This is a genomic window from Clostridiales bacterium, from assembly GCA_017961515.1.
Taxonomy (GTDB): domain Bacteria; phylum Bacillota; class Clostridia; order Acetivibrionales; family RGIG10202; genus RGIG10202.
In genome coordinates this window covers 1-22,590 of the sequence record JAGCXC010000082.1, presented here as the reverse complement: position 1 = coordinate 22,590, position 22,590 = coordinate 1, and the positions used below count along the sequence as shown (strand labels likewise).

The window sequence follows — 22,590 nt, the reverse complement described above, 5'->3', positions numbered from 1 at the left end:
TTCCGCATTCTATATATGATTTCTCATATGCAATAATGCAGTCTTTTCAAGTCTTGATACCTGCGCCTGTGATATACCAATTTCTTTTGCTACTTCCATCTGCGTCTTCCCATCAAAAAATCTCAAATTTAAAATCAACATTTCTCTCTTACTTAATTTCTTCATTGCTTCTCTTAGCGATATATCCTCTAGCCAGTTATCATCTTTATTTTTTTCATCGCTAACTTGATCCATAACAAATACTGTGTCACTTCCATCATTAAACACCGACTCAAACAATGATATAGGGTCTTGTATGGCATCCAACGCTAATACCACTTCTTCATTTGATACGCCAATTTCTTTTGCTATATCCGATACCGTTGGCTCCTTGCATTGCTTTATCGTTAGTCTCTCTTTCGCTTGCAATGCTTTATATGCTGTATCTCTTAATCCTCTACTTACTCTTATTGAATTATTATCCCTTAAATATCTGCGTATTTCCCCTATTATCATTGGCACCGCATATGTTGAAAATTTTACATTCTGGCTTAAATCAAAGTTGTCGATAGCCTTTATCAACCCTATACACCCTACCTGGAACAAATCATCTACATGCTCGCCTCTATTATAAAATTTCTGTATCACACTTAATACTAATCTCAAGTTTCCTTCTATAAACTCATCTCTCGCCTGCATGTCTCCCTTTTTTATTCTGTCAAATAATTTCCTCTTCTGTTCACTTGACAATACTGGTAGTTTTGATGTGTTGACTCCGCATATCTCAACTTTATTTATTAGCATAAAATTTTTCACTCGCCTTCATGATAATTTTGTTTATTATCATTATTGACACGTGATTATTATTTTATACAAATATAACAATGTCGAAATATCTCACTTCCCGCGGCAGTGAACACTTTACCTCTTCCACATTATAAGGGCATCATCTTGTGTGTCTTTGTAATATCCCTTTCTTAACCCACATTTTTTAAAGCCAAAGTTTTCGTACAACTTTATAGCCACATCGTTTGTGCTCTTTACCTCTAACGTAAAACTATTTATACTAGCCTCTTTTGCTAAATCTAACAACTTTTTAATTAACATTGTTGCTATACCCTTTTGTCTAAATTCTCTAAGCACTGCTATATTGGTAATATGGCCTTCATCTAAAATTTTCCACATGCCTGCATAACCCAAAACATTACCACCATATTCCGCTATAACGTAAATTGCTTTATCATTCTCCTTCATCTCATATTCAAAAGACTCCCTAGACCACGGTGTACTAAAACATTGCATTTCAACACTAAACACTGGGTCTACATCATTTACATCCATGCATCTAATTTTTATGTCTTCCATATCCAATTTCATATCATCCACTTTAATCACCTTTTTTATGATTTTTTTCGTACTCCCTCTCAGCTTGTGATTTTCTTAGATAATTAGGCACTAAATCTTCGCATGATAAAATCTCTTGATTCTGTATCTTTCCCAATGCCAACTCTGCTACACTAGAAGCCCTTGGTAATACATCAACTCTCCTTGGCATAACAAAATTATCTTGCAATTTTTCTTTTAGGTACTCACTATAGACTAACACTCCATCACCGACAAATATAATTCTTGTTCCTAAAAAGATCAACTTATCTATAAGCTCATCTATATCAATAGCAGTATCTTCCACTATTTTTTTCTTTCCATCGTACATAGCCACATATACTTGTCGATTTCTTGCATCCATTATACAACAAACTATATCATCACTATAACTTACGTTATTTGCTATAGCATCCAACGTATCTACCGCAACAACCTTCTTATTGTTTGCGTATGCCATTCCCTTTACTGTTGCCACTCCTATTCTTAAACCCGTAAAAGATCCTGGTCCAACGGACACTGCATAATAATCTATCTCTCTAAGATCAATTCCTAGATCCTTTATTACACCATCTATCACCGGCATCAATTTCTGTGAGTGATTCATTTTATCAGTATTTACAAAATACTCTGCTAGCATTTTATCTTGATCAATTATCGCAACACTCGCGACCTTAGTTGATGTATCTAACGCTAATATTTTCATAAAGTTTTCCCTTTCTATATCATTTTACTTTCCAACTCTTCATATTTACCATTGCACTTTATTGTTATACTACGATAATCAAGCCCTTTATCTAAATCTTTGCTTATATTCACTTCAACAGTGTCCCTAGGCAAAAGGCCAGCTATCTTCTGGGACCACTCTATCACAACAAAAGTGTCAGGCAATATATAATCCCAAAAACCTATATCATCCAAATCTTCCTTTTCTATTCTGTACACATCAAAATGATTCAATTGCTTATCACCAACATACATGTTCACTATAGTAAATGTCGGACTAGTTATATAATCAGATATATTAAGTGCTCTTGCTATTCCTGTCGTAAATACAGTTTTGCCGGCACCTAAATCTCCATCCAACAATATTATTCCCCCACTCTCCATAAGCTTTGCAAGCTTATATCCACAAGCTATGGTATCATCCGCGCTAAATGCTTTAATCTCTATCATACACAACCTCACCATCTATTATTGTTTTTAAAACATTAGTCTTTATCTCAAATGGATGACCATCAAATATTACTATGTCTGCGTCTTTGTTAACCTCTATACTTCCTACTCTATCATCTATTCCACACACTTTTGCCGCAGTAATAGTTATAGCTCGTAATGCCTGCATACAATCCATGCCTTCTTTAGCCACTATAGCCGCTTGTATTGGCAAATAATTTATAGGAAATACTGGATGATCTGTCATTATAGCAACATCAATTCCCTCTTTAGCCAAAATCCCTCCCGTACTCGCGCTCTGATTTGCAAGTTCTGGCTTAGATCTATCTGTTATCACTGGGCCCACTATTACAGGAACACCTTCACTCTTTAGTATATCTTTTATCCTTGATCCGTCTGTACAATGCTCTATCGTAATATTTACATCAAATTCTTTCGCTATTCTAATAGCTGTTAATATATCATCTGCCCTATGTGCATGTGCTTTAAACGGAATCTCCTTATTTAATACCTTAATCAAAACTTCCAGTTTCCCATCATACTCTGGCTTGTCTTCTTCATCTTTAGTACTAGCATATATTTTCTTCTTATCATTATACTCTACTGCCTTGTTTAATTCTTCTCTTAATATCGCAGCAGTCGCCATTCTAGTTGTTGGCATCTGTTTTCTTTCATTATACACCGATTTAGGATTTTCTCCAAATGCAATTTTAACCGCAACAGGATCTTTCACTATCATTTCCTCTATTCTTCTACCATACGTTTTCATGGCTAAAAACTGACCACCCAAAACATTTGCACTTCCAGGTCCTGTTACAACTGTTGTAACCCCTGCTTCATATGCTTCTTTGAAGTTTCTATCAAAAAAATTAATTCCGTCTATTGCCCTAAGCTGAGGTGTCACAGGATCTGTACTCTCATTTGTATCTTCTCCTTCAAACCCCAATGAATCTTCATATAAACCTATATGGCAGTGTGGATCCACAAATCCAGGAAACACATACCTTCCCTTTGCATTTATAACTGTTACATCTCGTGATATATCACTTCTAATTGATTCTCTATCTCTTGCAACCTCTAGAATTTTACCACCATCAATTAATATACATCCACAATCGTAGACATCATTATTAGCATTCATTGTGTATACCATGCCATTCTCTATCAAAATCATTCCAAACTTTCCTCCTTTCATCTGCAATCTAAAATCATCTTAAATTTCACGCACAACCAAACATCAACCGATACACACCATCGTTTGATAAATAATTTACACCTTTAGGGTAAAAGAATCCCCACAGGCATGCCCATGGGATCCGTTCCATATTATCTCTTTGAGAACTGAGGCGCTTTTCTCGCTTTCTTCTTTCCGTACTTCTTTCTTTCTTTTTCTCTTGGATCTCTTGTTAAGTATCCAGCTTTCTTTAATGCCAACTTCAATTCCTCATCCGACTTAAGCAAAGCTCTTGCAATTCCATGCCTTACAGCTCCAGCTTGCCCTGAAAAGCCTCCACCTCTTACTGTACAAAAAATATCATACTTTCCTTCTGTTCCTGTCAACACCAACGGTTGCTTTGATATAGTCTTTAATATTTCTAAACCAAAGAAATCATCTAATTCCCTCTTATTTATAATAAACTTACCTGTTCCTGGTATAAGCCTCACCCTTGCCACTGCACTTTTTCTTCTACCTGTTCCACGAAATTCAACTTTAGCCATTTTACTCTGTTACACTCCCTTTCTTATCTTTCTTTCCTAAATCTAAAAATTCTGGTTTTTGTGCTTCATGACCATGCTCACTACCTCTGTAAACTTTAAGCTTTCTAAACATTGCTCTTCCCAGGCTATTATGTGGAAGCATTCCCTTAACTGCTATCTCAACAGCTTTTTCCGGACTATTCTGCATAAATATCCTGTACTTTATTTCCTTCATTCCACCAATCCATCCTGAATGGTGTCTGTACATCTTTTGCTCCAACTTCTTTCCTGTCAACACAACCTTGTCCGCATTTATTACAATTACGTAATCACCTGTATCAACAAATTGCGTATACTCAGGTTTATGTTTCCCTCTTAAAATTTTTGCTACTTCACTTGCTAATCTTCCCAATGTCTTTCCTTCAGCATCGACTACAAACCATTTTCTTTCTATCTCTTTCGGTTTTGCTACAAAAGTCTTCATTAAAAAACTTACCTCCTTAAAATATTTCTAACTCTTTTTTCCGCTTGATACTTTCTCTAATAAACAAGTCTTTATATCTATGAACAATTATCACAGACGCAATTGTTTTTATTGAACGATCAGCTCATCCTTAAAACGAGACAAACTTAAGTACCAGATTATTCTATTACAAAAACCCTGGGTATGTCAAGTATATTTTTGCAAAAATTTAATTTATCCGTATTTTTCTCTTTTTTCTTCTCTTAATATACCCTTTTCTCTCTTTTAATCGACCTTCAATATCATTTTTTATCTAACATTTAGCCAAGATCTAGCTAGGGTAGAATAATCACCATACAACAAAATATACACTATTTTACGTCCACTCTTTCTATTTGTTCTTCTAATAAATCTATTGCCTTACTTCTGTCTTCTTCGTTAGATATATTCCGTATTATATTAAATAATTCACTCGTTCTTTCTTTACTTGTCGCAATTTTACATGCACGCAACAAGTCCATAGTATGATTATATTGTAATATTGCATTATAATATTCATTTAAAATTGGTCATTCTATAGGCTAATGCAATTTATAGAATACAAAGCAAAACGTGTAGGGATATCGGTTGAATATGTAAATCCTGCTTATACGAGCCAGAAGTGTCCAATTTGTGGGAGTGTGCATCACGCAAATGATAGAAGCTATGTGTGTGAATGCGGATTTCACACACATAGGGACTTGCTTGGAGCAATGAATATATGTAGATCAACTGAGTATGTTGGTAACAGACATACTGCATAGGGAACTATATGTTCTGCCCTATGATGGGTGATGGCGCACCCATACCACACCGTACGAACTACCAGAAATGGATTGTTCAGTCACCAAGTGGCAAGCGAGTGTGAATCCCATGATTTTAATCCTTGGGAGCAGTCAATCTATTTTGATTATATTTTGAATTTTTAACATAACTCTCTAAATCCATTTTCCTTACAAAATCATTTTCTATATTTTTAATCCGGATATATCTTTTTAAATGTCTTATACCTAATCCTCTCTTTTCTGATTCCTAATTTTCAATATCTCAAATAGCACTGTTGGAAATAAAGAAAGCAATATAGCTACAATATAATACGTGCTCTGTAATTTACATAAACCAAATATCTTACCCAGTGGTGTAAATAACACAACACACATTAAAGCCAATGAACTAAGACATGCCCAATTTAAATAACTATTATCAAAAACATCTTCTTTTAATATTGATTTATCAGTTTTTATATTAAACACATTTATTACTTGAGTTAACGACAAGACTATAAATGCAAATGTTCTTCCCCCTACTACTCCAAATCTACTGCCAATATAAAAAGCTATAGTTGTCACTGTTCCTATTATCATACCCTCTAATAAAACCCTTTTTCCTAGTTCTCCATAAAAGAGATTTTCATCCTTACTATTAGGCCCTTTAAGCATTATATCATCCGATCCTTTTGACATACCTAGCGCTATTGCCGGAAATCCATCTGTTATCAAATTTATCCACAAAAGCTGCATAGATTCCAATGGACTCAATCCCCACAATACCATAGCAATAAACACTGTTAGAAGCTCTCCTATATTACTTCCTACAAGATACTCTATAACTTTTTTTATGTTTTTATATATCAATCTTCCTTCAGATACCGCCTGAACTATTGTAGCAAAATTATCGTCTGTTAATATCATATCAGATGCATTTTTCGCTACATCAGTTCCTGTAATACCCATAGCACATCCTATGTCAGCAGCTTTTAATGCTGGTGCATCATTTACTCCATCCCCTGTCATCGCAACCACATGATTTCGCTTTTGCCATGCATTCACTATCCTTATTTTATTTTGCGGAGATACCCTAGCATACACTGATATGTTGTCTACAGCATCCAAAAACTCATCTTCATCCATTTTATCTAGCTCTCGTCCTGTAATAGCCAAATCACCGTCATCCATTATACCAATATCTTTTGCTATCGCCTTTGCAGTAATTATATGATCTCCCGTTATCATAACTGGACGTATCTTCGCCCTTTTACATAAAGCCACTGCCTCCCTAGCTTCATCTCTTGGTGGATCAATCATGCCCAATAGGCCTAGAAATATAAGTCCATCCTCTAAATCCTCTGCCGACACATTATCTGTATATTTGTATGCTACTGCTATTACCCTAAGCGCCCTACTACTCATCTCATCATTATGCTCTTTTGCAGCTGCCAAATCTTGATTGACACACCTACTTTTCATCTCATCAAACGCACCTTTTACTATAACAACTTTTTTCCCGTCTATTATATTAACGCTAGTCATCAATTTCCTATCAGAATCAAATGGAATACTTGCGACTCTTGGGCTTTTTTCATTTATCTCCTCCTTTAATATTCCATTTATCATACAAGCTTTTATTATGGCCGTTTCAGTTGGATCCCCAATGTGATGTTCTAAACCATCTTCTACTGTTATGACTCCATCGCAACACATTGTCGCGTACTCTAACAATTTTTTTGCATCATTTGAATTATTGTCACTCACTTTCTCAATTTCTCCTGATCCTGGTGTATATATCTCAACCAAGGTCATTCTATTTTGTGTAAGGGTCCCTGTCTTATCTGAACAAATCACCGATGCACTACCCAATATCTCAACTGCAGGCAATTTTCGTATAATTGCATTTTTCTTTGCCATCTTTGTTACACCCATCGCCAAAACTATAGTTATGATAGCCGGCAAGCCTTCTGGAATAGCTGAAACCGCAAGTGCTATTGACACCATAAAAATATCCTTTAATCTCATACCATTAATCATACCTATAATAAATACGACCACACATGCCAAAATAGAAACCAGCCCTAGATATTTACTAAGGCTTGCTATTTTCTCTTGAAGTGGCGTTTTTTGATCTTCTTCTCTATCCAATAGATTTGCAATATCTCCAACCTGGGTCTTCATTCCCGTTGCAACAACAACTGCCAACGCCGTACCTGACACAACACTACATCCAGAAAAAATCATATTTTTCCTGTCCCCTAGCGATGCATCTACTGGGACTTCACATCCCGCATCCTTCTCGCTGGGTAAGGATTCTCCCGTTAATATTGATTCTTCACACTTTAAATTTACACTCTCTATAAGACGTGCATCAGCTGGAATAAAATCCCCTGCTTCCAATTTTATTACGTCACCCACCACCACATCTACACTTGGTATAATACACTCCTGCCCCTCTCTTATTACTCGTGCATTTAATGCTGACATCTTTTTTAACGCCTCAAGTGATCGCTCAGCTTTACCCTCTTGGATCACACCTAGTATAGCATTAGCTATAACTATAGCTACTATTAATATTGGTTCTACCAATTCGCTTTGATCCTTTTCCATAATTGCCACACCAAATGACACAGCTGACGCAATTAATAAAATTATTATCATTATATCTTTAAACTGATCAATAAACCTAGTTATCAACGGCTTTTGCTTCTTATCTTTTAGTTTATTGGCACCATAAAGGGAACTTGCATTATGGACTTGTTCAATAGATAACCCTGTTTTTCTGTTTGTGTTATATTTATTTAAAACTTCCTCTATTGTTAAATAAACATCATCCATAATACTCATCCCCTCAAGTTTCGCTTACTTTTTTATAATATTGTTTGTTTAATTGCTTTCTATTATTCTAAACTTTAACGATCCATCTGCCTACCCATTTCTTTTCTTCTTTTGTCAGCTCTCTTTATATCTTTATTAATAATTTTCCTAATTTCTTGTTTTTTATTATTTACTGTTAATATATTTATATCTAGTCCCCTAGATCCCTTATCATTCAATCTTTTTACAAGAATTGATGCTTCTTTAAATTTATCTCTTATACTTTTCTTTTCTTTTGATTTACGCATATTAATAATCTCATTTTTTATTTTTTCTGCATCACGTATTACTTTTTCATCTTTATACATAAAATCATTATTCTTGGCTTTATCTGTTGGTTTTAAAGCTTTACTAAAATTATTTTTTTGTAGTACACCTTCATAATATATTTTCATATTAATAGTTTTTTCTTCATCTTTTATCATTCTCTCTACATCTGATACAACATCACACAAAGAAGTATGCACAAAATCTAGATCATTTTGCATTTTATCTATCTTTTGCAATTTTTTAAAGTTTTTATTATTATATATTTCTACTTGTACTGTATCCATTGTTTTGTATGTATCTTTTATAAGTTCTTTTAATTGTTCTAGTTGATACTCTTTATCTGTTTTATTTTTAGATTTTATGTCATTTAATTTGCTATTTAGTTCTTTAATAGCCTTTTCAACATCTTTAATTTTTTCTGCAGACCAGAATTTTTTATTAGATTCCTTTTTTTCATTAAACTGTGCTACACCATTTTCTATCTCTTCTATTATTTTATTTTTATTTTTATGCAAGTAATCATCAAATTTCTCTTCTTTTTTCTTTCCATACTTAACAATATTCATCATCACACTTAAATATTTATTTTTTGACCCTTTTATATTTTCATAAAGTTTTGTAAAATTATTTTCTCTAAGCCCAACTATACCATGATTATATAAATTACTTTCCAATCCTCTAATTCTACCTTTTTCGCATATTTCTTTAAATTCTTTTTTATCTTTTGATATATCTTTAAACTTTTCTTCACATTGTTGTATTACATGGAATCTATTTTTAAATAATTCTTTATCAATTTCTACTCCTTTTACTTGCTTTTTAATTCCTTCATCTATGTCTTTATAAAGATTTTCATACTGATTTAAATAATCTGTTGTATATTCTTTTTCTTCTTGTTTTTTCGCAATTAATGTATTTAACAATTCCATTTTATACTCTAAATTTTTTGCCTTCTTTATATTAGAAATTATTTTTAATTCCGATTTTGTAAATCTTGTACCATTTTGATTAATAATTGTAGAAAGCATATTTTTTATCTTCATATTTTGATTTGCTTGTTTTTCTTTAATATTTTTTGATATTTCTCCTCTCTTTATACTCTCACTAACATCTTTCTTCTCCTGCATAAAACTCTTCAATTGTTCTAATTGTTCTAATTGTTCTGGCACATTATGGATTTTCTTTTCCAATACTTTTCTTTGTTCTAGAACCTGTTCTCTTAAAACATATATATTGTCAGCTTCGTCTAATTTACTTAAATCTCTCTCACTAGCCCATTTTTTCCCTATACTTAATTTTCTATTTGAGAAACCACCAAATGATTCAGATCTTTTTTTTATCACAACCAACCGCCCCCCTCTAAACAGAGTTTTATTTCTATGTATCGTAACAAATACCTTCTTTTATTATACTTTTAGTTGCTATTTTCTCACAAAAAAATGAGGCTCAAATTATAAGCCTCAAAAATTACCTATTATTTCCCTTAATTTTTAAGAGTCTCTTCCTCTTCATCAACCTGAGCAACTCCCCCAAGATTTGCAAAATGCTCCCTTACCTTTTTCTCTATTTCACTATACAACTCTTTATTATCCTTAAGGCACTTTTTAACGTTTTCTCTTCCTTGTGCCAACCTTTGTCCATTATATGAAAACCACGATCCACTTTTATTCACTATATCTAAATCTACTGCAACGTCAAGTATACTTCCTTCTTTTGAAATCCCTTCTCCATATATTATATCAAACTCAGCTTCCTTAAATGGTGGTGCGACTTTATTCTTTACAACTTTCACTCGCGTTCTATTTCCTACAAAATCCGTACCATTTTTTATTGATTCTATCCTTCTTACGTCCATTCTAACTGTAGCATAAAATTTTAATGCCCTTCCTCCTGGTGTAGTCTCCGGATTTCCAAACATTATCCCTACCTTTTCTCTTAACTGATTTATAAATATCGCTGTTGTTCTAGACTTATTTATAACGCCAGCTAATTTTCTTAGCGCCTGCGACATAAGTCTCGCTTGCAAACCTATATGAGAATCTCCCATTTCTCCATCTATCTCTGCTTTTGGTACTAGCGCTGCAACTGAGTCCACTACAATTACATCTAACGCTCCACTTCTTGCCAATGATTCTGCTATTTCCAATGCTTGCTCCCCTGTATCTGGTTGCGATACCAATAAATTATCTATGTCTACGCCAAGTTTCTTTGCATACACCGGATCCAACGCGTGCTCTGCATCTATAAATGCAGCAACTCCCCCATTTTTCTGAGCTTCCGCTATGACATGTAATGCAACAGTTGTTTTTCCTGATGACTCTGGCCCATATATCTCTACTATTCTCCCTCTTGGCACTCCTCCAACACCCAAAGCCATGTCTAAACCCAATGCACCTGTTGATATAGATTCAACATTCATATGTGTATTTTCGCCAAGCTTCATTATGGCCCCTTTTCCAAATTGTTTTTCTATTTGTCCCAGTGCCATCTCTAGTGCCTTCTGTTTTTCTATCATAATAAAAACCTCCGAATTAATCTTATATAATACCTCTATGCTATAATACCCCAATTGCCTATTATTGTCAATATATACAATCAAAAAAAATTATGTCAAAAAGGCACCTACACAAAATATAGGTACCTTCTAAAAACTGTGTCGATTTGTATTATGCCTGACCAGCTAGATTCTTTCTACAATTTATGCAAATATTCTTTCCCTTGTAGTTAACTATATCTTTAGCTTCATTGCAGAATATACATGCTGGAGCATATTTTTTTAATATTATAGTTTCTCCATCTACGTATATTTCCAAGGGATCTCTCACGTCTATAGAAAGAGTCTTCCTCAATTCTTTTGGTATAACCAATCTTCCCAATTCATCTAATTTTCTGACTATACCAGTGGACTTCATTCCACATCCTCCCCTTTCTATAAAATATATAAAAGTGTATCATTTTACACCGCTTACAATATCGGGAAAATTATACTTTATATTAATAATTTTCTTAAAAATTTTTCTAAATTTGTATTTTTTCTCTTTCTACATCTATCCTTAACCCTTCATTCCCTTCTCTCCAATACTTCTTTACGTCCTCTACAGAATCTATTTCTACCATATAATTCTTATTTACTCGTATTAATATTTCTTCTGTAAACAACGAACCTCTCTCAAAAATATATGTGTTATTGGCGCATTTTATTACTAATGCTTGATCTAATACTATATTATATGTATAATGACCTAATTCTATACCACCCAAATCTTTTACATTTGGTATCTCTTTTTCTCCCTTTTCTTTTCTTAATTCATAATTATCCGAGACAACCTTCACACCGTACTCTTTCTGATACAAAGATATTTTATCCCTTATTACAATAATGTTCTCTATTATATCATCTATAACGTACTCTTTCGCAATCTCTGTATACATGTAATGCTGACATTCACTTTGTCTTAGCTTCAATTCACAAAACAACGTCGATATATCCTCTTCATTTCCGAAGTAATTCATACTTCTAAATAAATTTCCTATTTCCATGTACATATCATCTACACACAAAAACAAATTTCCATATGCTGATCTTGGAAATTTACGTTTTTTTATTTCATCATCCACACAACTTATAGATTTTAGTTCCTTTCCCTTCAATTCCTTTAATTGATACATCATGACATTTGTAAAACCCACCGTAACCATGAACTATTCCTCCAATGCTTCAACAAAATGAATTCTTTGGTCCTTTAATCTAGTTCCTTGCATGACTTTTTTGGTACTCACACTTATGTCTATTGTACCTTTCCCATTCGTACCTTTTCTTTTTAGTACAAGTATTAATCCGCTTCTTAACGAGACTTTGATATATTGACTATTTTGCAAACTCCTTGCCACTCTGCCTTTTGTTACAATATTCCAAAATTTCTCAACATCTCTTTTTAATTTTGTCGTTTCAACTACACGTATTCTTGCAGAAGTTATAGATTTAGGCCTCGCCACTAATCTTGACATATAGCAAATATTCCCCCCATTTGTTTACATAAACCATTTTGTATTTTAGTTAATTTAGTTTGCATTGTAAACACATTTATCAATGGCAATTATACTAAACTACACAATTTAACTATTGCTACTTCTACAGCTAAAACATCCTTGATCTCTCCTATTTTTATTTTTTGATCCAATTCGAGCATTCCTTTTAAGGCTCTCTTTAAAGTTCTTACATCAAAATTTTTTATTTGACCAGCCATTTTATTTGCTGCATACGGAGCAATCTTCATTATTGACACGCAATCTTTTACTCCTAAACCCTCCTCAAATAACATTTTCATATCCAACAACTTTACCACATGTCGTATAATCATATACATTATTTTAGGAACCGGCTCTTTTAATATTAACATATCTCTAAAATTTTTCAATGCCAAATCTGATCTTCCAAGTGATATATTATCTATCAAATCAAAAATGCGCACATTAACTGATTTTATACAAACATTTTCTACGTCTAGATCTGTTATCTCTTCTCTATCATCCACATAAAGCCTGAGCTTTTCCATCTCGGTACATATTTGTTCCATACAAGAATCACAATATTGTATAATCTTTATAGCCACACTAGGATGTACAATTTTGCCATATTTTTTCATTTCTTTCTCTACCCATTTTAACAAAACTGTATCTCCCTGTATTCCAAACTCTACTGTCAATCCTTTTTTTTCTATTGCCTTCACTGCTTTAAGTCTTTTATCTATCTCTATCTCAACAAATACTAAACACACATATTCTGGCAGAATCTCTATTAATTTTTCTAATTTTTCCTTTTTCAACTTTGCTTCCTTTTTGGTCGATTTAAAAAACGAACTATTCCTAACAAGGATAAATTTCTTATCTGCAAAACAAGGTAGAGTCTCACATAAGTCTTCAATTTTAGAGACATCTTTTGGCTCTTCAATTACAAACCTGTTAATGTCACCGAAATCTTTTTCTAAAACAATTTCTTCAATCTTTTTAGCATAAAACTTCTTAAGATAATCTTCTTCTCCGTACAGCAAATACACATTCCTAACAACTCTATTTTTAAGCTCTTGCTTTAGTATATTTGAACTCATCTGATATCTACCTTTCTTAACCTATGCTCTAGTCCTTCGATTTTATCACCAACAACAGTCCGTCTTTTATCGTTATCTTGGCTACATCATCTTCAAATTCATTAGATACACCAAGACTAGTCCCCATCTCTAGCGTTCCATCCTCTAGAGTATACTTAAGTCCTTTTAGCGTAACACCAGTTACTTTTGGAGTTAGCGGCAAAAGACTTAGCATATACTCATCATCTTTTTTTAGCTCTAGCTCATTATCTATCAATGTTATCTCATTATTCTCGTCAACAATCGTCGCCTTAATATGCATATCCACCAATTTCTTTAACATGCATATATTCGCTAACGAATGATCTAACCTGCTACCCAAAGCTCCCATTATAATAAGCTCATCTGCTCCCATTTCTACAGCTCGCAATATAGCTATCTCTGAATCTGTCATGTCCTTTTCAGACGGATACAAAGTCATGTCTACTTTTTTATTTTTGTACTCCTCTAGGATACAGCCTGGTATAGAATCCATATCACCTAACAACAAATCAGGCATAATGTCCATATCTTTTGCATATAATCCTCCTCTGTCAGCACATATAACAAAATCTACATCTTTTGTATAATTTCTCAAAAATTCCTTATCTTTTATTCTACCGCCACAAATAATAAGCCCTTTCATTCCTTGCTTTGCTACCTCTTTTCCTTAAAACCTTATACTTCTTGATCTCTCTTGTTTTTTTCACTAATATCTGCTGACTCATCTGATGCCTCTTTCTTAGCTTCCTTTTCGAATTTTCTTTCTATCTTCCAGTTCTCCCATGGTTCACTAAAGTCCTTTTCACTCATTCCCACACTTTCAAAAAACTCTGGTCCAGCTAACTTATACTCTCTAAGCTCATTCATTGCTTTTCTTATCTCTTCATAATCTTCTTGGGATATATTCTCAACTCCAACAAACTTATTATCTTTTAACATATTATTTCTTGTCAATACAGATATAACTCTCTTTTCCTGACTTTTCAAAACTAAATTTTGCATCTTCAAAGGACCTACTGTACTTATTAACATCAATACCGCTGCAAATAATAATCCCAAATGTTGATACTTAGACTTCTTGATCAAAATCAACACCATAAATACAATCAACACTAGGTATGTCTTCGCTATTAAAATATTCTCAATAGTTAGTGCTTCTTTTTTTATTTCCATAATATCAGCACCCACTCCTAGACACACTATTGGTATCAATAGCAACAACATAACTTTTTTTAATATCTCCATGCCTCTACTCTCAAATATTTTTGCAAAGAAACATGTGAATACAACCATAAAAGTAAGTGGTAACGAAATAGCTAGAATTTTTAATTCACTCAAATCTATTTTTACATAAAACTTTATAAGGTACACATATGCAATGACTATTGCAATACTTACAAATGGAATAACTATATACCTAAATATATTTTTTATGAAAAGAGGACATTCTAACTGATCTCCAATCTTTGGTATTTTAGCAAGAAATATAAAACCACTAACCAATGTCGTACCTACCCAAAATATATCCAAGTACAGCTTCCCTGCCTTAAATCCTATCAATCCATCTACTGCAAGTACCAAAAGCTCTACTGCAAATACAGCAGCGATAGAATACATAAACGCCAAAAACGCACTCTCAAAAAGCTTTATCCAGTTAAACTCAAAAGATCCTCTGTCTTTATTAGCAAAAACCAATAACATTAAACAACTAAGAGCCGTGGATACTCCCCAAACTGCTACCATATCTTGTTTAAAGAAACCACTTACCCATAAAGTTCCAATAAACACCGCGATTAAACTATAACAAATGAGCCTAAATCTAACTCTCTTTTGCCTTAAATTCTCCAATAATATCTCAAGAATAAAAGACAAATTAAATCCATATGAACACATTTTAAGACAACTATCTAAAAAGTCTTTATCACCCAATTTAATAGAGTTAAAAACCAATCTAACAGGATTAAAAATACAAAATATCACAAGGAACAATACCGCCCCTGGGAACCTCATTATTATTTCTTTCATTGTATTTAACAACTTTTTAATTTTTTCCATAAAAATCACCTTTCTCCTTCCGCAAGTTTCCTTAAATCGGAAATTGTTTTTTGTATATCATTAGATTTAAATATAGTAGAACCTGATACAAATACATTCGCTCCTGCTTTTGATAACATTTTAATATTATCTTCTGATACTCCTCCATCAACTTCTATATCGACATCAAGTCCCCTATCATCTAGGATATTTCTCAACATTCGTACTTTATCTGTCATATTCTTTATGTATGCTTGTCCTCCAAAGCCAGGATTTACCGTCATTAACAACACCATATCTACATCCTGTAACACCCATTCTATATCCTTTAATGATGTGGCCGGATTTAGCGACACTCCACACTTTACTCCTCTTTTCTTTACGTTTTGTATTGTCCTATGCAAGTGCTTTGTACTCTCGACATGCACCGTTATTATATCGCTGCCCGCTTTTACAAAGTCTTCTATATGCTTATCGGGATTTTCTATCATTAAATGTACATCAAACTCAAGCTTTGTGTACTTTCGTAATCCCCCTACAACTCCTGCTCCAATAGTTATATTAGGAACAAAAACCCCATCCATAACATCCACATGCACCATATCTGCTCCACATTCATCAATCTTTTTTATTTCGTCTCCTAAATTAGCAAAATCCGCTGACAATATAGACGGCGCTATCTTTATCATACTATCTACCCTCCTTTTTTACGTCGCTTTATATTTTACTACATTTTTATTTGTATTTCCACTAAAAATTTTACCAAAAGTCACCACAAACGACAACTACATATAGTTAAATAGCTACAATTTTCGAAACTATAGATATTTAACTTTTTCTAAATATTATATCTATAATTCCTATAAAATACTACATAAATCGTCAAAAAATGTCTAAAAAAACATTTAGGAACGCTTTGACAAAATATGTTTTTTACTGCTATAATCTAAGTTGATAGGCTAAAAAAAAGAGGTCACATACAAGATTTCGCACTAAATCGCTTAATCTTTTTCATTAAATAATTCATTGGGGGCTTTGATATGGCAAAAAGATTTCTTATTACAGGTGGAGCAGGTTTTTTGGGAATAAATCTTACTCGATATTTAGTTGAAAAAGGATTTGATGTAACTTCTCTTGATATTGCAAAATTCGATTATCCTGACATGATAGATAAAATACGTGTCATTACAGGCGATATTCGAAATACTGATGACCTAGACCTTGCAATGAAAGACGTCGATATTGTTGTTCATGCTGCAGCGGCTCTACCTTTATATAGTGAACAAGACATTTATTCAACAGATGTTGATGGTACTCGTAATGTATTGGAAGTAGCTTTTAGACATAACATAAAACAAGTTATATTTATATCCTCAACATCTGTTTATGGCATTCCAGATCATCATCCATTGTACGAAACAGATCCTTTAATTGGTGTTGGGCCTTATGGAAAATCTAAAATTAAAGCTGAAGAAATCTGTCACGAATATAGGAAAAAAGGTATGATTGTACCTATCCTTCGTCCAAAGTCATTTATCGGACCTGAGCGTCTGGGTGTATTTGCTCTATTTTATGATTGGGCACGATGTGGCAAAAATTTTCCTATGATCGGCAAAGGCAACAATCTATATCAATTTCTAGATGTAGCGGACCTTTGCGATGCAATATACTCTACAACCACGCTAGACGAAAATATAGTAAATGACACGTTTAACATTGGTGCAAAAGAATTCTCAACAATGAAAAATGATTATCAATACATATTAGATTACGCAGGCTTTGGCAAAAAAATTATTTGCTTCCCTGAGAAGTTTATGATAATTTGTCTAAAAATTTTAGAATTCATGCATCTTTCGCCTCTATATAAATGGGTATACGAAACTGCTGGCAAAGAGTCTTTTGTGTCAATAGATAAAGCTACAAAATTACTTGGTTTTAATCCCAAATATTCAAATAAAGATGCTCTTCTTCGAAATTATAAGTGGTATCTTGAGAACTTATCGTCATTTGAACATAAATCGGGCGTATCACACCGAGTACCGTGGAGTCAAGGCATACTAAAAATAGCAAAATTATTTTTTTAACGGATACTATATATAATGGGCTTACGTGTAAAACGTAAGCCTTATGTAAACCCTAATTAATCACTTTCATCGCCCATTCTTTAAGTGTAGTCTCATCAACATCGGGGCTAAATACCCTTCCATCCTTTAATATCGCGCCTTCACATGAAGGGCTAAGTATAAGATTTGTTTTCCCCAGACCACTTCCACCAGATGTACCAAATGGCACAATAACTTTCCCGAACATATTATACGATTCAAGAAAGGTATTCACAATTCTGGGAGCGACGTACCACCATATTGGAAATCCCAAATATATCTTATCATACTTTGCCATATCTTGTACCCCATTTGCTATCTTCGGACGCGAAAATTTATCTTTCATCTCTATCGATGCTCGATTCTCCTTATTGGATCGCCAGTCTATATCATTATCAGTATACGGTTCTGCTGGAATAATCTCATACAAATCAGCATTTATACATTTTGCCAACTTTTGTGCAACCTGTCTAGTTCTACCACTCACACTAAAATAAGCCACCAATATCTTCTTCATAAAAAATCTACTCCTCTCCTATGTGAATAATCTTCGACTATACAACATAAATATACCACAAGTTCCTCCAAAAATATATACTATAGCTTCTTCTTTTGTAATCATATTATCTCTTTTTTTTCTTGTTCCAAAAACACCTTGCATAAATTCCCATATCCCATACCCAACAATCGCTCCTGTCGTATTAGTTATCAAATCGTTAACATCTGTTACTCTATAACAAAACATTTGACTTACTTCGATTACAAGAGACAAGAAAAATCCTATCTTCAAAACTTCAAAAACATTTCTAAATTCATTCCATATACACGGTAACAAAAATCCCAACGGTACAAACATAATTATATTTAATACATGTGATCTTAATTCATTTACAATGAGAGGTTTTAAATAAACTTGTCCTATTATAGAACGATTATGCAATAAATCCCATAGTGTTCCCATATCTGCTGCCACTTCAACAACCAAATAACAGTATATTATGAATACATATGACCATATAATATGCTTAACAAGATTCTTTTTTAATTTATCCCTATTGATTATCTGCCACACCACACTTGGCAAAATAAAACACATAAATGAATATACATAATTCATCGTATCATCTCCCTCTCACTAGCAATATATCGACAAAATATTCATCCCTGTCAATCAAAGGGATGAATATTTTTTTATGCCTCTTCTATTGCATCAACAGGGCAACTTTCTTTTGCTTCATCTGCGCTATCCGCATCTTCATGTGGTACTGTGTTTTGCGTAGCCACCGCAACTCCCTCATCATTCATTGAAAACACCTCTGGACATATAGACGTACATAATCCACAAGATATGCATTTTTCATTCACGTAGTATCTCATTTAATTCGCCTCTCTTTCTTTTTGTTATCACTTAAACTATTGTGTCCACATCTACTATGCATTATTCAACATATCTTGTAATACAAATATAATATATCAAATTGAAGGAGAGATTTTCGCTATGAAAGAAATTGCAGAAAAATTAAAAAGTAATTTCAATATTGAAATATCCAATATATCCTCTTTTAGGGATAACTATATAGTACTAAACAATACTGGACGGATGCTACTAAAAAAGCAAGTTATTTCACCAGAACGCGTTCGCTTCATACATAACGCCAAACAGCATCTTATTTCCAATAACTTTAAGTACGTAGATGAATTTATGTTGACCACCAACAACGATCCTTTCATTATACTAAACAACAACCTATACACCCTAACAAATATTCTAGACGGACAAGAAATGAATTTTGATAATCCAACTGATGTAGAAAAGTCAACACAACTTTTAGCTGATTTTCACATAAGTTCCAGAGGATTTTTCAAATCTCCTAGTGTTTTCAATAAAGATGAATTAGGAAAGCTTCCATCCGTGTATCAAAAACGACTAGATGAAATAAAGCGTGCTAAAAAAAATGCTCACTTAGGAAAAACAAAATTCGATTATCTACTACTAGACTACATTGATTATTTCTACAATTTAGGTAAAGAAGTTATAGAGAAGCTTTCCAAATCGCGCTATATGGATTTAGTTTCTATGACACAAAAAGAAGGTTCATTTTGTCACCATGAATTCACGCATAACAACATTGTAAATAAGAGTGGCACTTATTTCTTAATAAACTTTGAATACTGTTGTTACGAACTAAAAATTTATGACTTATGCAATCTAATTAAACGAAAACTTCGAAAGTGCAATTGGGACATAAATGAAGCTCAGAAAATACTAGACTGTTACCGCAAGAAAGTTCCATTATCTTATGATGAATTATATGTGATGAAACTTATGCTCATGTTCCCTCAAAAATTTTGGCGAGTGATAAACACATATTACAACAGCAAAAAAAATTTATCTGACTCTATATATCTCTCAAAACTTAACAATGTAATAGACGAAATTCGCCCCATTGAAACGTTTCTCAAAAAGTATGATGTATTGTAGCATTGCTTTGTATTAGTGAATAAGCTATAGTATGACTAATATAAATTGGTGATATTATGCAAAATATAAACATTGGTGACGTTGTCACAAGAAAATCCTATGGTTCCGACATTCTATTTAAGGTTGTCGACAAAAAAGAAGTTGACTCTACCACAAACTATATACTAAAAGGCATTTGTTACAGACTAGAGGCAGATGCCTTAGAAAGCGATCTTTTATTACAACCCAAGAATAAAATTAGTGAATATACCAGGAATATGTTAGTACAAGCTGATAAGAAGAATATCGAACTTAAAATGGCAGGTCGATACAAAAGGCATCCCATAAAATATAAAAATTCACTTCGTCAAAACTTTGTCACCAACTGCAAGATACTCCATGTAGATGGCGATGATTCTTACTTAAAAATTTGTATTGACCAATACAAGAAAAACAATCTAAACGCAATTGGTGTATATGTACCTGAAAAAGACCAACCATCTGAAATACTTCGCCTACTTAAAAAATACAAACCTGATATATTGGTTTTAACCGGACACGACGGCGTAATAAAATCTAAAAACGGCTACAATAATATATCCAACTACCGCACATCAAAGTACTTCGTCGATGCAGTCAAAGTAGCACGTGAATACGAGAAAAACGTTGATAATTTAGTAATATTCGCAGGGGCCTGTCAATCAATGTATATAAACATAATAAAGGCTGGTGCAAATTTCGCAAGCTCTCCCCTGCGTGTATTGATACATGCACTAGACCCTGTATTTATATGCCAAACCGTTGCAAGTGCTGGGGTAGACAGAATAGTTGCTCCAGAAGAAGTAATCCGATCCACTATCACTGGAGAAAAAGGCATCGGTGGTATTCAAACACGAGGCAAAAGGCGCTATGGCTACCCTCTAGAGCCTTGACCTAATGGCAACAAAAACCTATGCAATGTAGATATCGCAAGGTCTTGCCCAACATCAGCACAAACTCTTGCGACTCTCATTGCTTACGCCTTAACTCCTATTTTTTCTCCTTGCTTTACTATGGTTTCGATACCCACAAATGAGTTATCTACTATATCCTGATCTATACAAACTGCATCTTTTTTAAATAAAATAATTATTGTAGAACCTCCAAACTCGAAGTAACCCTTTTCTTGCCCCCTAGACACTTTCTCATGAACAAAATTTCTTATTCTACCTACACACATCGCGCCTACTTCCATTTGTATAATATCTCCAAAGTTTTCTGTTTTGATTTTTACCCATTCTCTGGTGTTTTGTGCATACACTTTGTACTTACCATCTGATATAGGATTTACGGTATGAAATACTCCATTTATCTTCCTTGACGCTACAACCTGTCCCTCGTCTAAATACACATATCTATGATAATCATCCACATCAAGCCTTAGCACAAGGCACTCTCCACCCATGTACTCTCTTGCCTCTCTTTTATCCTTTATTAATTCTTCCACTGTATAGGTACTGTTTTTTATATTAAGTGTCAATTTAGGCGTCACCTTATATCTTAAAATTCTTGCATCTGAAACCGCTATCAAAACATCTTTTTTCTTATCTATCAATCTTCGCTCTGGTTTTATCTTTCTTATAAAAAAATCATTGAAACTTCTATACGATTCAGCTTGATACTCGCTCATATCTATATTATTTTTCTCTATAAATCTTTTTATTCTCCATTTCGACACGCTGCTACTCATGTACATGCCAACTATACTAGAAAATATTCTCTTGGTTAACAAACCCAATAACACTCTCCCTATCACTGTGTCATATAGAAAGGCCAGCCACCTATTGGGTTCTGACAATGTATCATACTTTTTGGTCTGTCTGTTGTAAACTTTATACATTTTTTACCCTCCACTACTTTTTATGCTACTAATAATCTATCTATACTTACACATAATCCACAAACATAAATAACTCTATGATCTTTTGTTAAATACATTCATCGCCGAATTTATATCCGAATTTATTATACACTTTACAGCATCTTTAGCATTTTGAACTACCTTACAAAAATCCTTTTGTTCATCCTCGTTAAACTTTCCCAAAACATAATTAACCAAATCCCAGTTCTCTGGCGGCTTACCTATTCCAACTCTAACCCTAAGAAAATTCTGATTATTTAGCATCGACACAACAGACTTTAATCCATTGTGACTACCAGCACTTCCTGATGG

At 33.5% G+C, this 22,590-nt stretch carries 27 protein-coding genes; 4 read left to right on the top strand and 23 right to left on the bottom strand.

Annotated features, from left to right (window positions below; translation table 11 throughout):
- Positions 1 to 9: 9 nt before the first annotated feature.
- The 8 genes from sigG to J6Y29_05655 form a co-directional block, all read right to left on the bottom strand.
- Positions 10 to 783, bottom strand: a complete 774-nt coding sequence (sigG, locus tag J6Y29_05690) for an RNA polymerase sporulation sigma factor SigG (protein MBP5427361.1) — start codon at positions 781 to 783, stop codon at positions 10 to 12.
- 117 nt (positions 784 to 900) lie between these two features.
- Entirely contained in the window at positions 901 to 1,356 is a 456-nt protein-coding gene (gene rimI / locus J6Y29_05685) for a ribosomal protein S18-alanine N-acetyltransferase (GenBank protein ID MBP5427360.1), read from the bottom strand.
- 10 nt (positions 1,357 to 1,366) lie between these two features.
- Positions 1,367 to 2,068 carry a tRNA (adenosine(37)-N6)-threonylcarbamoyltransferase complex dimerization subunit type 1 TsaB gene (gene tsaB / locus J6Y29_05680; GenBank protein MBP5427359.1) on the bottom strand — a complete coding sequence of 234 codons (702 nt, stop codon included), beginning with the start codon at positions 2,066 to 2,068 and terminating at the stop codon, positions 1,367 to 1,369.
- Between the two features lie 14 nt (positions 2,069 to 2,082).
- On the bottom strand, positions 2,083 to 2,538 hold the full coding sequence (gene tsaE / locus J6Y29_05675) for a tRNA (adenosine(37)-N6)-threonylcarbamoyltransferase complex ATPase subunit type 1 TsaE (protein ID MBP5427358.1): 456 nt from the start codon (positions 2,536 to 2,538) through the stop codon (positions 2,083 to 2,085).
- Positions 2,525 to 3,712: an amidohydrolase gene (locus J6Y29_05670; GenBank protein MBP5427357.1), complete on the bottom strand. Its 1,188-nt coding sequence runs from the start codon at positions 3,710 to 3,712 to the stop codon at positions 2,525 to 2,527. Before J6Y29_05670 ends, tsaE begins: the two co-directional genes overlap by 14 nt.
- 152 nt (positions 3,713 to 3,864) lie before the next feature.
- The gene (rpsI, locus tag J6Y29_05665) at positions 3,865 to 4,257 is read right to left on the bottom strand and encodes a 30S ribosomal protein S9 (GenBank protein MBP5427356.1); all 393 of its coding nucleotides are present in this window, start codon (positions 4,255 to 4,257) and stop codon (positions 3,865 to 3,867) included.
- A 1-nt stretch (position 4,258) separates the two neighbouring features.
- The gene (gene rplM / locus J6Y29_05660) at positions 4,259 to 4,720 is read right to left on the bottom strand and encodes a 50S ribosomal protein L13 (protein MBP5427355.1); all 462 of its coding nucleotides are present in this window, start codon (positions 4,718 to 4,720) and stop codon (positions 4,259 to 4,261) included.
- A 350-nt stretch (positions 4,721 to 5,070) separates the two neighbouring features.
- On the bottom strand, positions 5,071 to 5,220 hold the full coding sequence (locus tag J6Y29_05655; protein MBP5427354.1) for a hypothetical protein: 150 nt from the start codon (positions 5,218 to 5,220) through the stop codon (positions 5,071 to 5,073).
- A 63-nt stretch (positions 5,221 to 5,283) separates the two neighbouring features.
- On the opposite strand from J6Y29_05655, the gene J6Y29_05650 reads away from it, so the two are divergent.
- Positions 5,284 to 5,502 (top strand): transposase, encoded by a 219-nt coding sequence (locus J6Y29_05650; GenBank protein MBP5427353.1) that lies wholly within the window; start codon positions 5,284 to 5,286, stop codon positions 5,500 to 5,502.
- 246 nt (positions 5,503 to 5,748) lie between these two features.
- On the opposite strand, the gene J6Y29_05645 is transcribed toward J6Y29_05650, so the two are convergent.
- From J6Y29_05645 to J6Y29_05600, 10 genes are all read right to left on the bottom strand, one after another.
- Complete coding sequence (locus J6Y29_05645; protein MBP5427352.1) at positions 5,749 to 8,343, bottom strand: calcium-translocating P-type ATPase, PMCA-type; 2,595 nt, start codon at positions 8,341 to 8,343, stop codon at positions 5,749 to 5,751.
- 74 nt (positions 8,344 to 8,417) lie between these two features.
- Positions 8,418 to 9,995, bottom strand: coding sequence for a hypothetical protein (locus tag J6Y29_05640; protein ID MBP5427351.1), 1,578 nt, complete (start codon positions 9,993 to 9,995; stop codon positions 8,418 to 8,420).
- A 140-nt stretch (positions 9,996 to 10,135) separates the two neighbouring features.
- Positions 10,136 to 11,167 carry a recombinase RecA gene (gene recA, locus J6Y29_05635; protein ID MBP5427350.1) on the bottom strand — a complete coding sequence of 344 codons (1,032 nt, stop codon included), beginning with the start codon at positions 11,165 to 11,167 and terminating at the stop codon, positions 10,136 to 10,138.
- Between the two features lie 151 nt (positions 11,168 to 11,318).
- Positions 11,319 to 11,564, bottom strand: a complete 246-nt coding sequence (locus J6Y29_05630) for an AbrB/MazE/SpoVT family DNA-binding domain-containing protein (GenBank protein MBP5427349.1) — start codon at positions 11,562 to 11,564, stop codon at positions 11,319 to 11,321.
- Positions 11,565 to 11,670: 106 nt separating this feature from the next.
- The gene (locus J6Y29_05625; protein ID MBP5427348.1) at positions 11,671 to 12,351 is read right to left on the bottom strand and encodes a hypothetical protein; all 681 of its coding nucleotides are present in this window, start codon (positions 12,349 to 12,351) and stop codon (positions 11,671 to 11,673) included.
- Positions 12,352 to 12,354: 3 nt separating this feature from the next.
- Positions 12,355 to 12,660 (bottom strand): hypothetical protein, encoded by a 306-nt coding sequence (locus J6Y29_05620; protein ID MBP5427347.1) that lies wholly within the window; start codon positions 12,658 to 12,660, stop codon positions 12,355 to 12,357.
- 89 nt (positions 12,661 to 12,749) lie between these two features.
- Positions 12,750 to 13,760, bottom strand: a complete 1,011-nt coding sequence (gene holA, locus J6Y29_05615) for a DNA polymerase III subunit delta (protein ID MBP5427346.1) — start codon at positions 13,758 to 13,760, stop codon at positions 12,750 to 12,752.
- A 28-nt stretch (positions 13,761 to 13,788) separates the two neighbouring features.
- Positions 13,789 to 14,424, bottom strand: coding sequence for a thiamine diphosphokinase (locus J6Y29_05610; GenBank protein MBP5427345.1), 636 nt, complete (start codon positions 14,422 to 14,424; stop codon positions 13,789 to 13,791).
- Between the two features lie 32 nt (positions 14,425 to 14,456).
- Positions 14,457 to 15,836 (bottom strand): DUF4153 domain-containing protein, encoded by a 1,380-nt coding sequence (locus J6Y29_05605; protein MBP5427344.1) that lies wholly within the window; start codon positions 15,834 to 15,836, stop codon positions 14,457 to 14,459.
- A gap of 5 nt (positions 15,837 to 15,841) precedes the next feature.
- Positions 15,842 to 16,504: a ribulose-phosphate 3-epimerase gene (locus tag J6Y29_05600; protein ID MBP5427343.1), complete on the bottom strand. Its 663-nt coding sequence runs from the start codon at positions 16,502 to 16,504 to the stop codon at positions 15,842 to 15,844.
- 351 nt (positions 16,505 to 16,855) lie between these two features.
- Here J6Y29_05600 and J6Y29_05595 point away from each other — a divergent pair, with 351 nt between their 5' ends.
- Complete coding sequence (locus tag J6Y29_05595; protein ID MBP5427342.1) at positions 16,856 to 17,899, top strand: NAD(P)-dependent oxidoreductase; 1,044 nt, start codon at positions 16,856 to 16,858, stop codon at positions 17,897 to 17,899.
- 52 nt (positions 17,900 to 17,951) lie between these two features.
- On the opposite strand, the gene J6Y29_05590 is transcribed toward J6Y29_05595, so the two are convergent.
- From J6Y29_05590 to J6Y29_05580, 3 genes are all read right to left on the bottom strand, one after another.
- Positions 17,952 to 18,434 carry an NAD(P)H-dependent oxidoreductase gene (locus J6Y29_05590; protein MBP5427341.1) on the bottom strand — a complete coding sequence of 161 codons (483 nt, stop codon included), beginning with the start codon at positions 18,432 to 18,434 and terminating at the stop codon, positions 17,952 to 17,954.
- A gap of 18 nt (positions 18,435 to 18,452) precedes the next feature.
- A complete protein-coding gene (locus tag J6Y29_05585; GenBank protein ID MBP5427340.1) occupies positions 18,453 to 19,034 on the bottom strand; it encodes a VanZ family protein in 582 nt (193 codons plus the stop codon).
- Between the two features lie 74 nt (positions 19,035 to 19,108).
- Entirely contained in the window at positions 19,109 to 19,294 is a 186-nt protein-coding gene (locus J6Y29_05580) for a ferredoxin (GenBank protein ID MBP5427339.1), read from the bottom strand.
- Between the two features lie 121 nt (positions 19,295 to 19,415).
- On the opposite strand from J6Y29_05580, the gene J6Y29_05575 reads away from it, so the two are divergent.
- Together J6Y29_05575 and yabG are read left to right on the top strand one after the other, a co-directional pair.
- The gene (locus J6Y29_05575; protein MBP5427338.1) at positions 19,416 to 20,399 is read left to right on the top strand and encodes a CotS family spore coat protein; all 984 of its coding nucleotides are present in this window, start codon (positions 19,416 to 19,418) and stop codon (positions 20,397 to 20,399) included.
- A 56-nt stretch (positions 20,400 to 20,455) separates the two neighbouring features.
- The gene (gene yabG / locus J6Y29_05570; protein MBP5427337.1) at positions 20,456 to 21,310 is read left to right on the top strand and encodes a sporulation peptidase YabG; all 855 of its coding nucleotides are present in this window, start codon (positions 20,456 to 20,458) and stop codon (positions 21,308 to 21,310) included.
- 83 nt (positions 21,311 to 21,393) lie between these two features.
- Here yabG and J6Y29_05565 read toward each other — a convergent pair whose 3' ends face one another.
- Together J6Y29_05565 and J6Y29_05560 are read right to left on the bottom strand one after the other, a co-directional pair.
- Positions 21,394 to 22,257, bottom strand: a complete 864-nt coding sequence (locus tag J6Y29_05565) for a phosphatidylserine decarboxylase (GenBank protein ID MBP5427336.1) — start codon at positions 22,255 to 22,257, stop codon at positions 21,394 to 21,396.
- A gap of 75 nt (positions 22,258 to 22,332) precedes the next feature.
- Positions 22,333 to 22,590: aminoacyl-tRNA hydrolase (locus J6Y29_05560; protein MBP5427335.1), on the bottom strand; the 258-nt coding region annotated here is incomplete at its 5' end.

Coding starts and splice junctions, on each gene's coding strand:
- J6Y29_05575 (MBP5427338.1), top strand. CDS start 19,416: ATGAAAGAAATTGCAGAAAAATTAAAAAGTAATTTCAATATTGAAATA.
- J6Y29_05585 (MBP5427340.1), bottom strand. CDS start 19,034: ATGAATTATGTATATTCATTTATGTGTTTTATTTTGCCAAGTGTGGTG.
- rimI (MBP5427360.1), bottom strand. CDS start 1,356: ATGAAATTGGATATGGAAGACATAAAAATTAGATGCATGGATGTAAAT.
- J6Y29_05595 (MBP5427342.1), top strand. CDS start 16,856: ATGGCAAAAAGATTTCTTATTACAGGTGGAGCAGGTTTTTTGGGAATA.
- tsaB (MBP5427359.1), bottom strand. CDS start 2,068: ATGAAAATATTAGCGTTAGATACATCAACTAAGGTCGCGAGTGTTGCG.
- recA (MBP5427350.1), bottom strand. CDS start 11,167: ATGATAGAAAAACAGAAGGCACTAGAGATGGCACTGGGACAAATAGAA.
- J6Y29_05590 (MBP5427341.1), bottom strand. CDS start 18,434: ATGAAGAAGATATTGGTGGCTTATTTTAGTGTGAGTGGTAGAACTAGA.
- J6Y29_05625 (MBP5427348.1), bottom strand. CDS start 12,351: ATGGTTACGGTGGGTTTTACAAATGTCATGATGTATCAATTAAAGGAA.
- yabG (MBP5427337.1), top strand. CDS start 20,456: ATGCAAAATATAAACATTGGTGACGTTGTCACAAGAAAATCCTATGGT.
- rplM (MBP5427355.1), bottom strand. CDS start 4,720: ATGAAGACTTTTGTAGCAAAACCGAAAGAGATAGAAAGAAAATGGTTT.
- J6Y29_05610 (MBP5427345.1), bottom strand. CDS start 14,424: ATGAAAGGGCTTATTATTTGTGGCGGTAGAATAAAAGATAAGGAATTT.
- J6Y29_05600 (MBP5427343.1), bottom strand. CDS start 16,504: ATGATAAAGATAGCGCCGTCTATATTGTCAGCGGATTTTGCTAATTTA.
- J6Y29_05620 (MBP5427347.1), bottom strand. CDS start 12,660: ATGTCAAGATTAGTGGCGAGGCCTAAATCTATAACTTCTGCAAGAATA.
- J6Y29_05670 (MBP5427357.1), bottom strand. CDS start 3,712: ATGATTTTGATAGAGAATGGCATGGTATACACAATGAATGCTAATAAT.
- J6Y29_05605 (MBP5427344.1), bottom strand. CDS start 15,836: ATGGAAAAAATTAAAAAGTTGTTAAATACAATGAAAGAAATAATAATG.
- rpsI (MBP5427356.1), bottom strand. CDS start 4,257: ATGGCTAAAGTTGAATTTCGTGGAACAGGTAGAAGAAAAAGTGCAGTG.
- J6Y29_05655 (MBP5427354.1), bottom strand. CDS start 5,220: ATGGACTTGTTGCGTGCATGTAAAATTGCGACAAGTAAAGAAAGAACG.
- J6Y29_05645 (MBP5427352.1), bottom strand. CDS start 8,343: ATGGATGATGTTTATTTAACAATAGAGGAAGTTTTAAATAAATATAAC.
- holA (MBP5427346.1), bottom strand. CDS start 13,760: ATGAGTTCAAATATACTAAAGCAAGAGCTTAAAAATAGAGTTGTTAGG.
- tsaE (MBP5427358.1), bottom strand. CDS start 2,538: ATGATAGAGATTAAAGCATTTAGCGCGGATGATACCATAGCTTGTGGA.
- J6Y29_05565 (MBP5427336.1), bottom strand. CDS start 22,257: ATGTATAAAGTTTACAACAGACAGACCAAAAAGTATGATACATTGTCA.
- J6Y29_05630 (MBP5427349.1), bottom strand. CDS start 11,564: ATGAAGTCCACTGGTATAGTCAGAAAATTAGATGAATTGGGAAGATTG.
- J6Y29_05580 (MBP5427339.1), bottom strand. CDS start 19,294: ATGAGATACTACGTGAATGAAAAATGCATATCTTGTGGATTATGTACG.
- sigG (MBP5427361.1), bottom strand. CDS start 783: ATGCTAATAAATAAAGTTGAGATATGCGGAGTCAACACATCAAAACTA.
- J6Y29_05650 (MBP5427353.1), top strand. CDS start 5,284: ATGCAATTTATAGAATACAAAGCAAAACGTGTAGGGATATCGGTTGAA.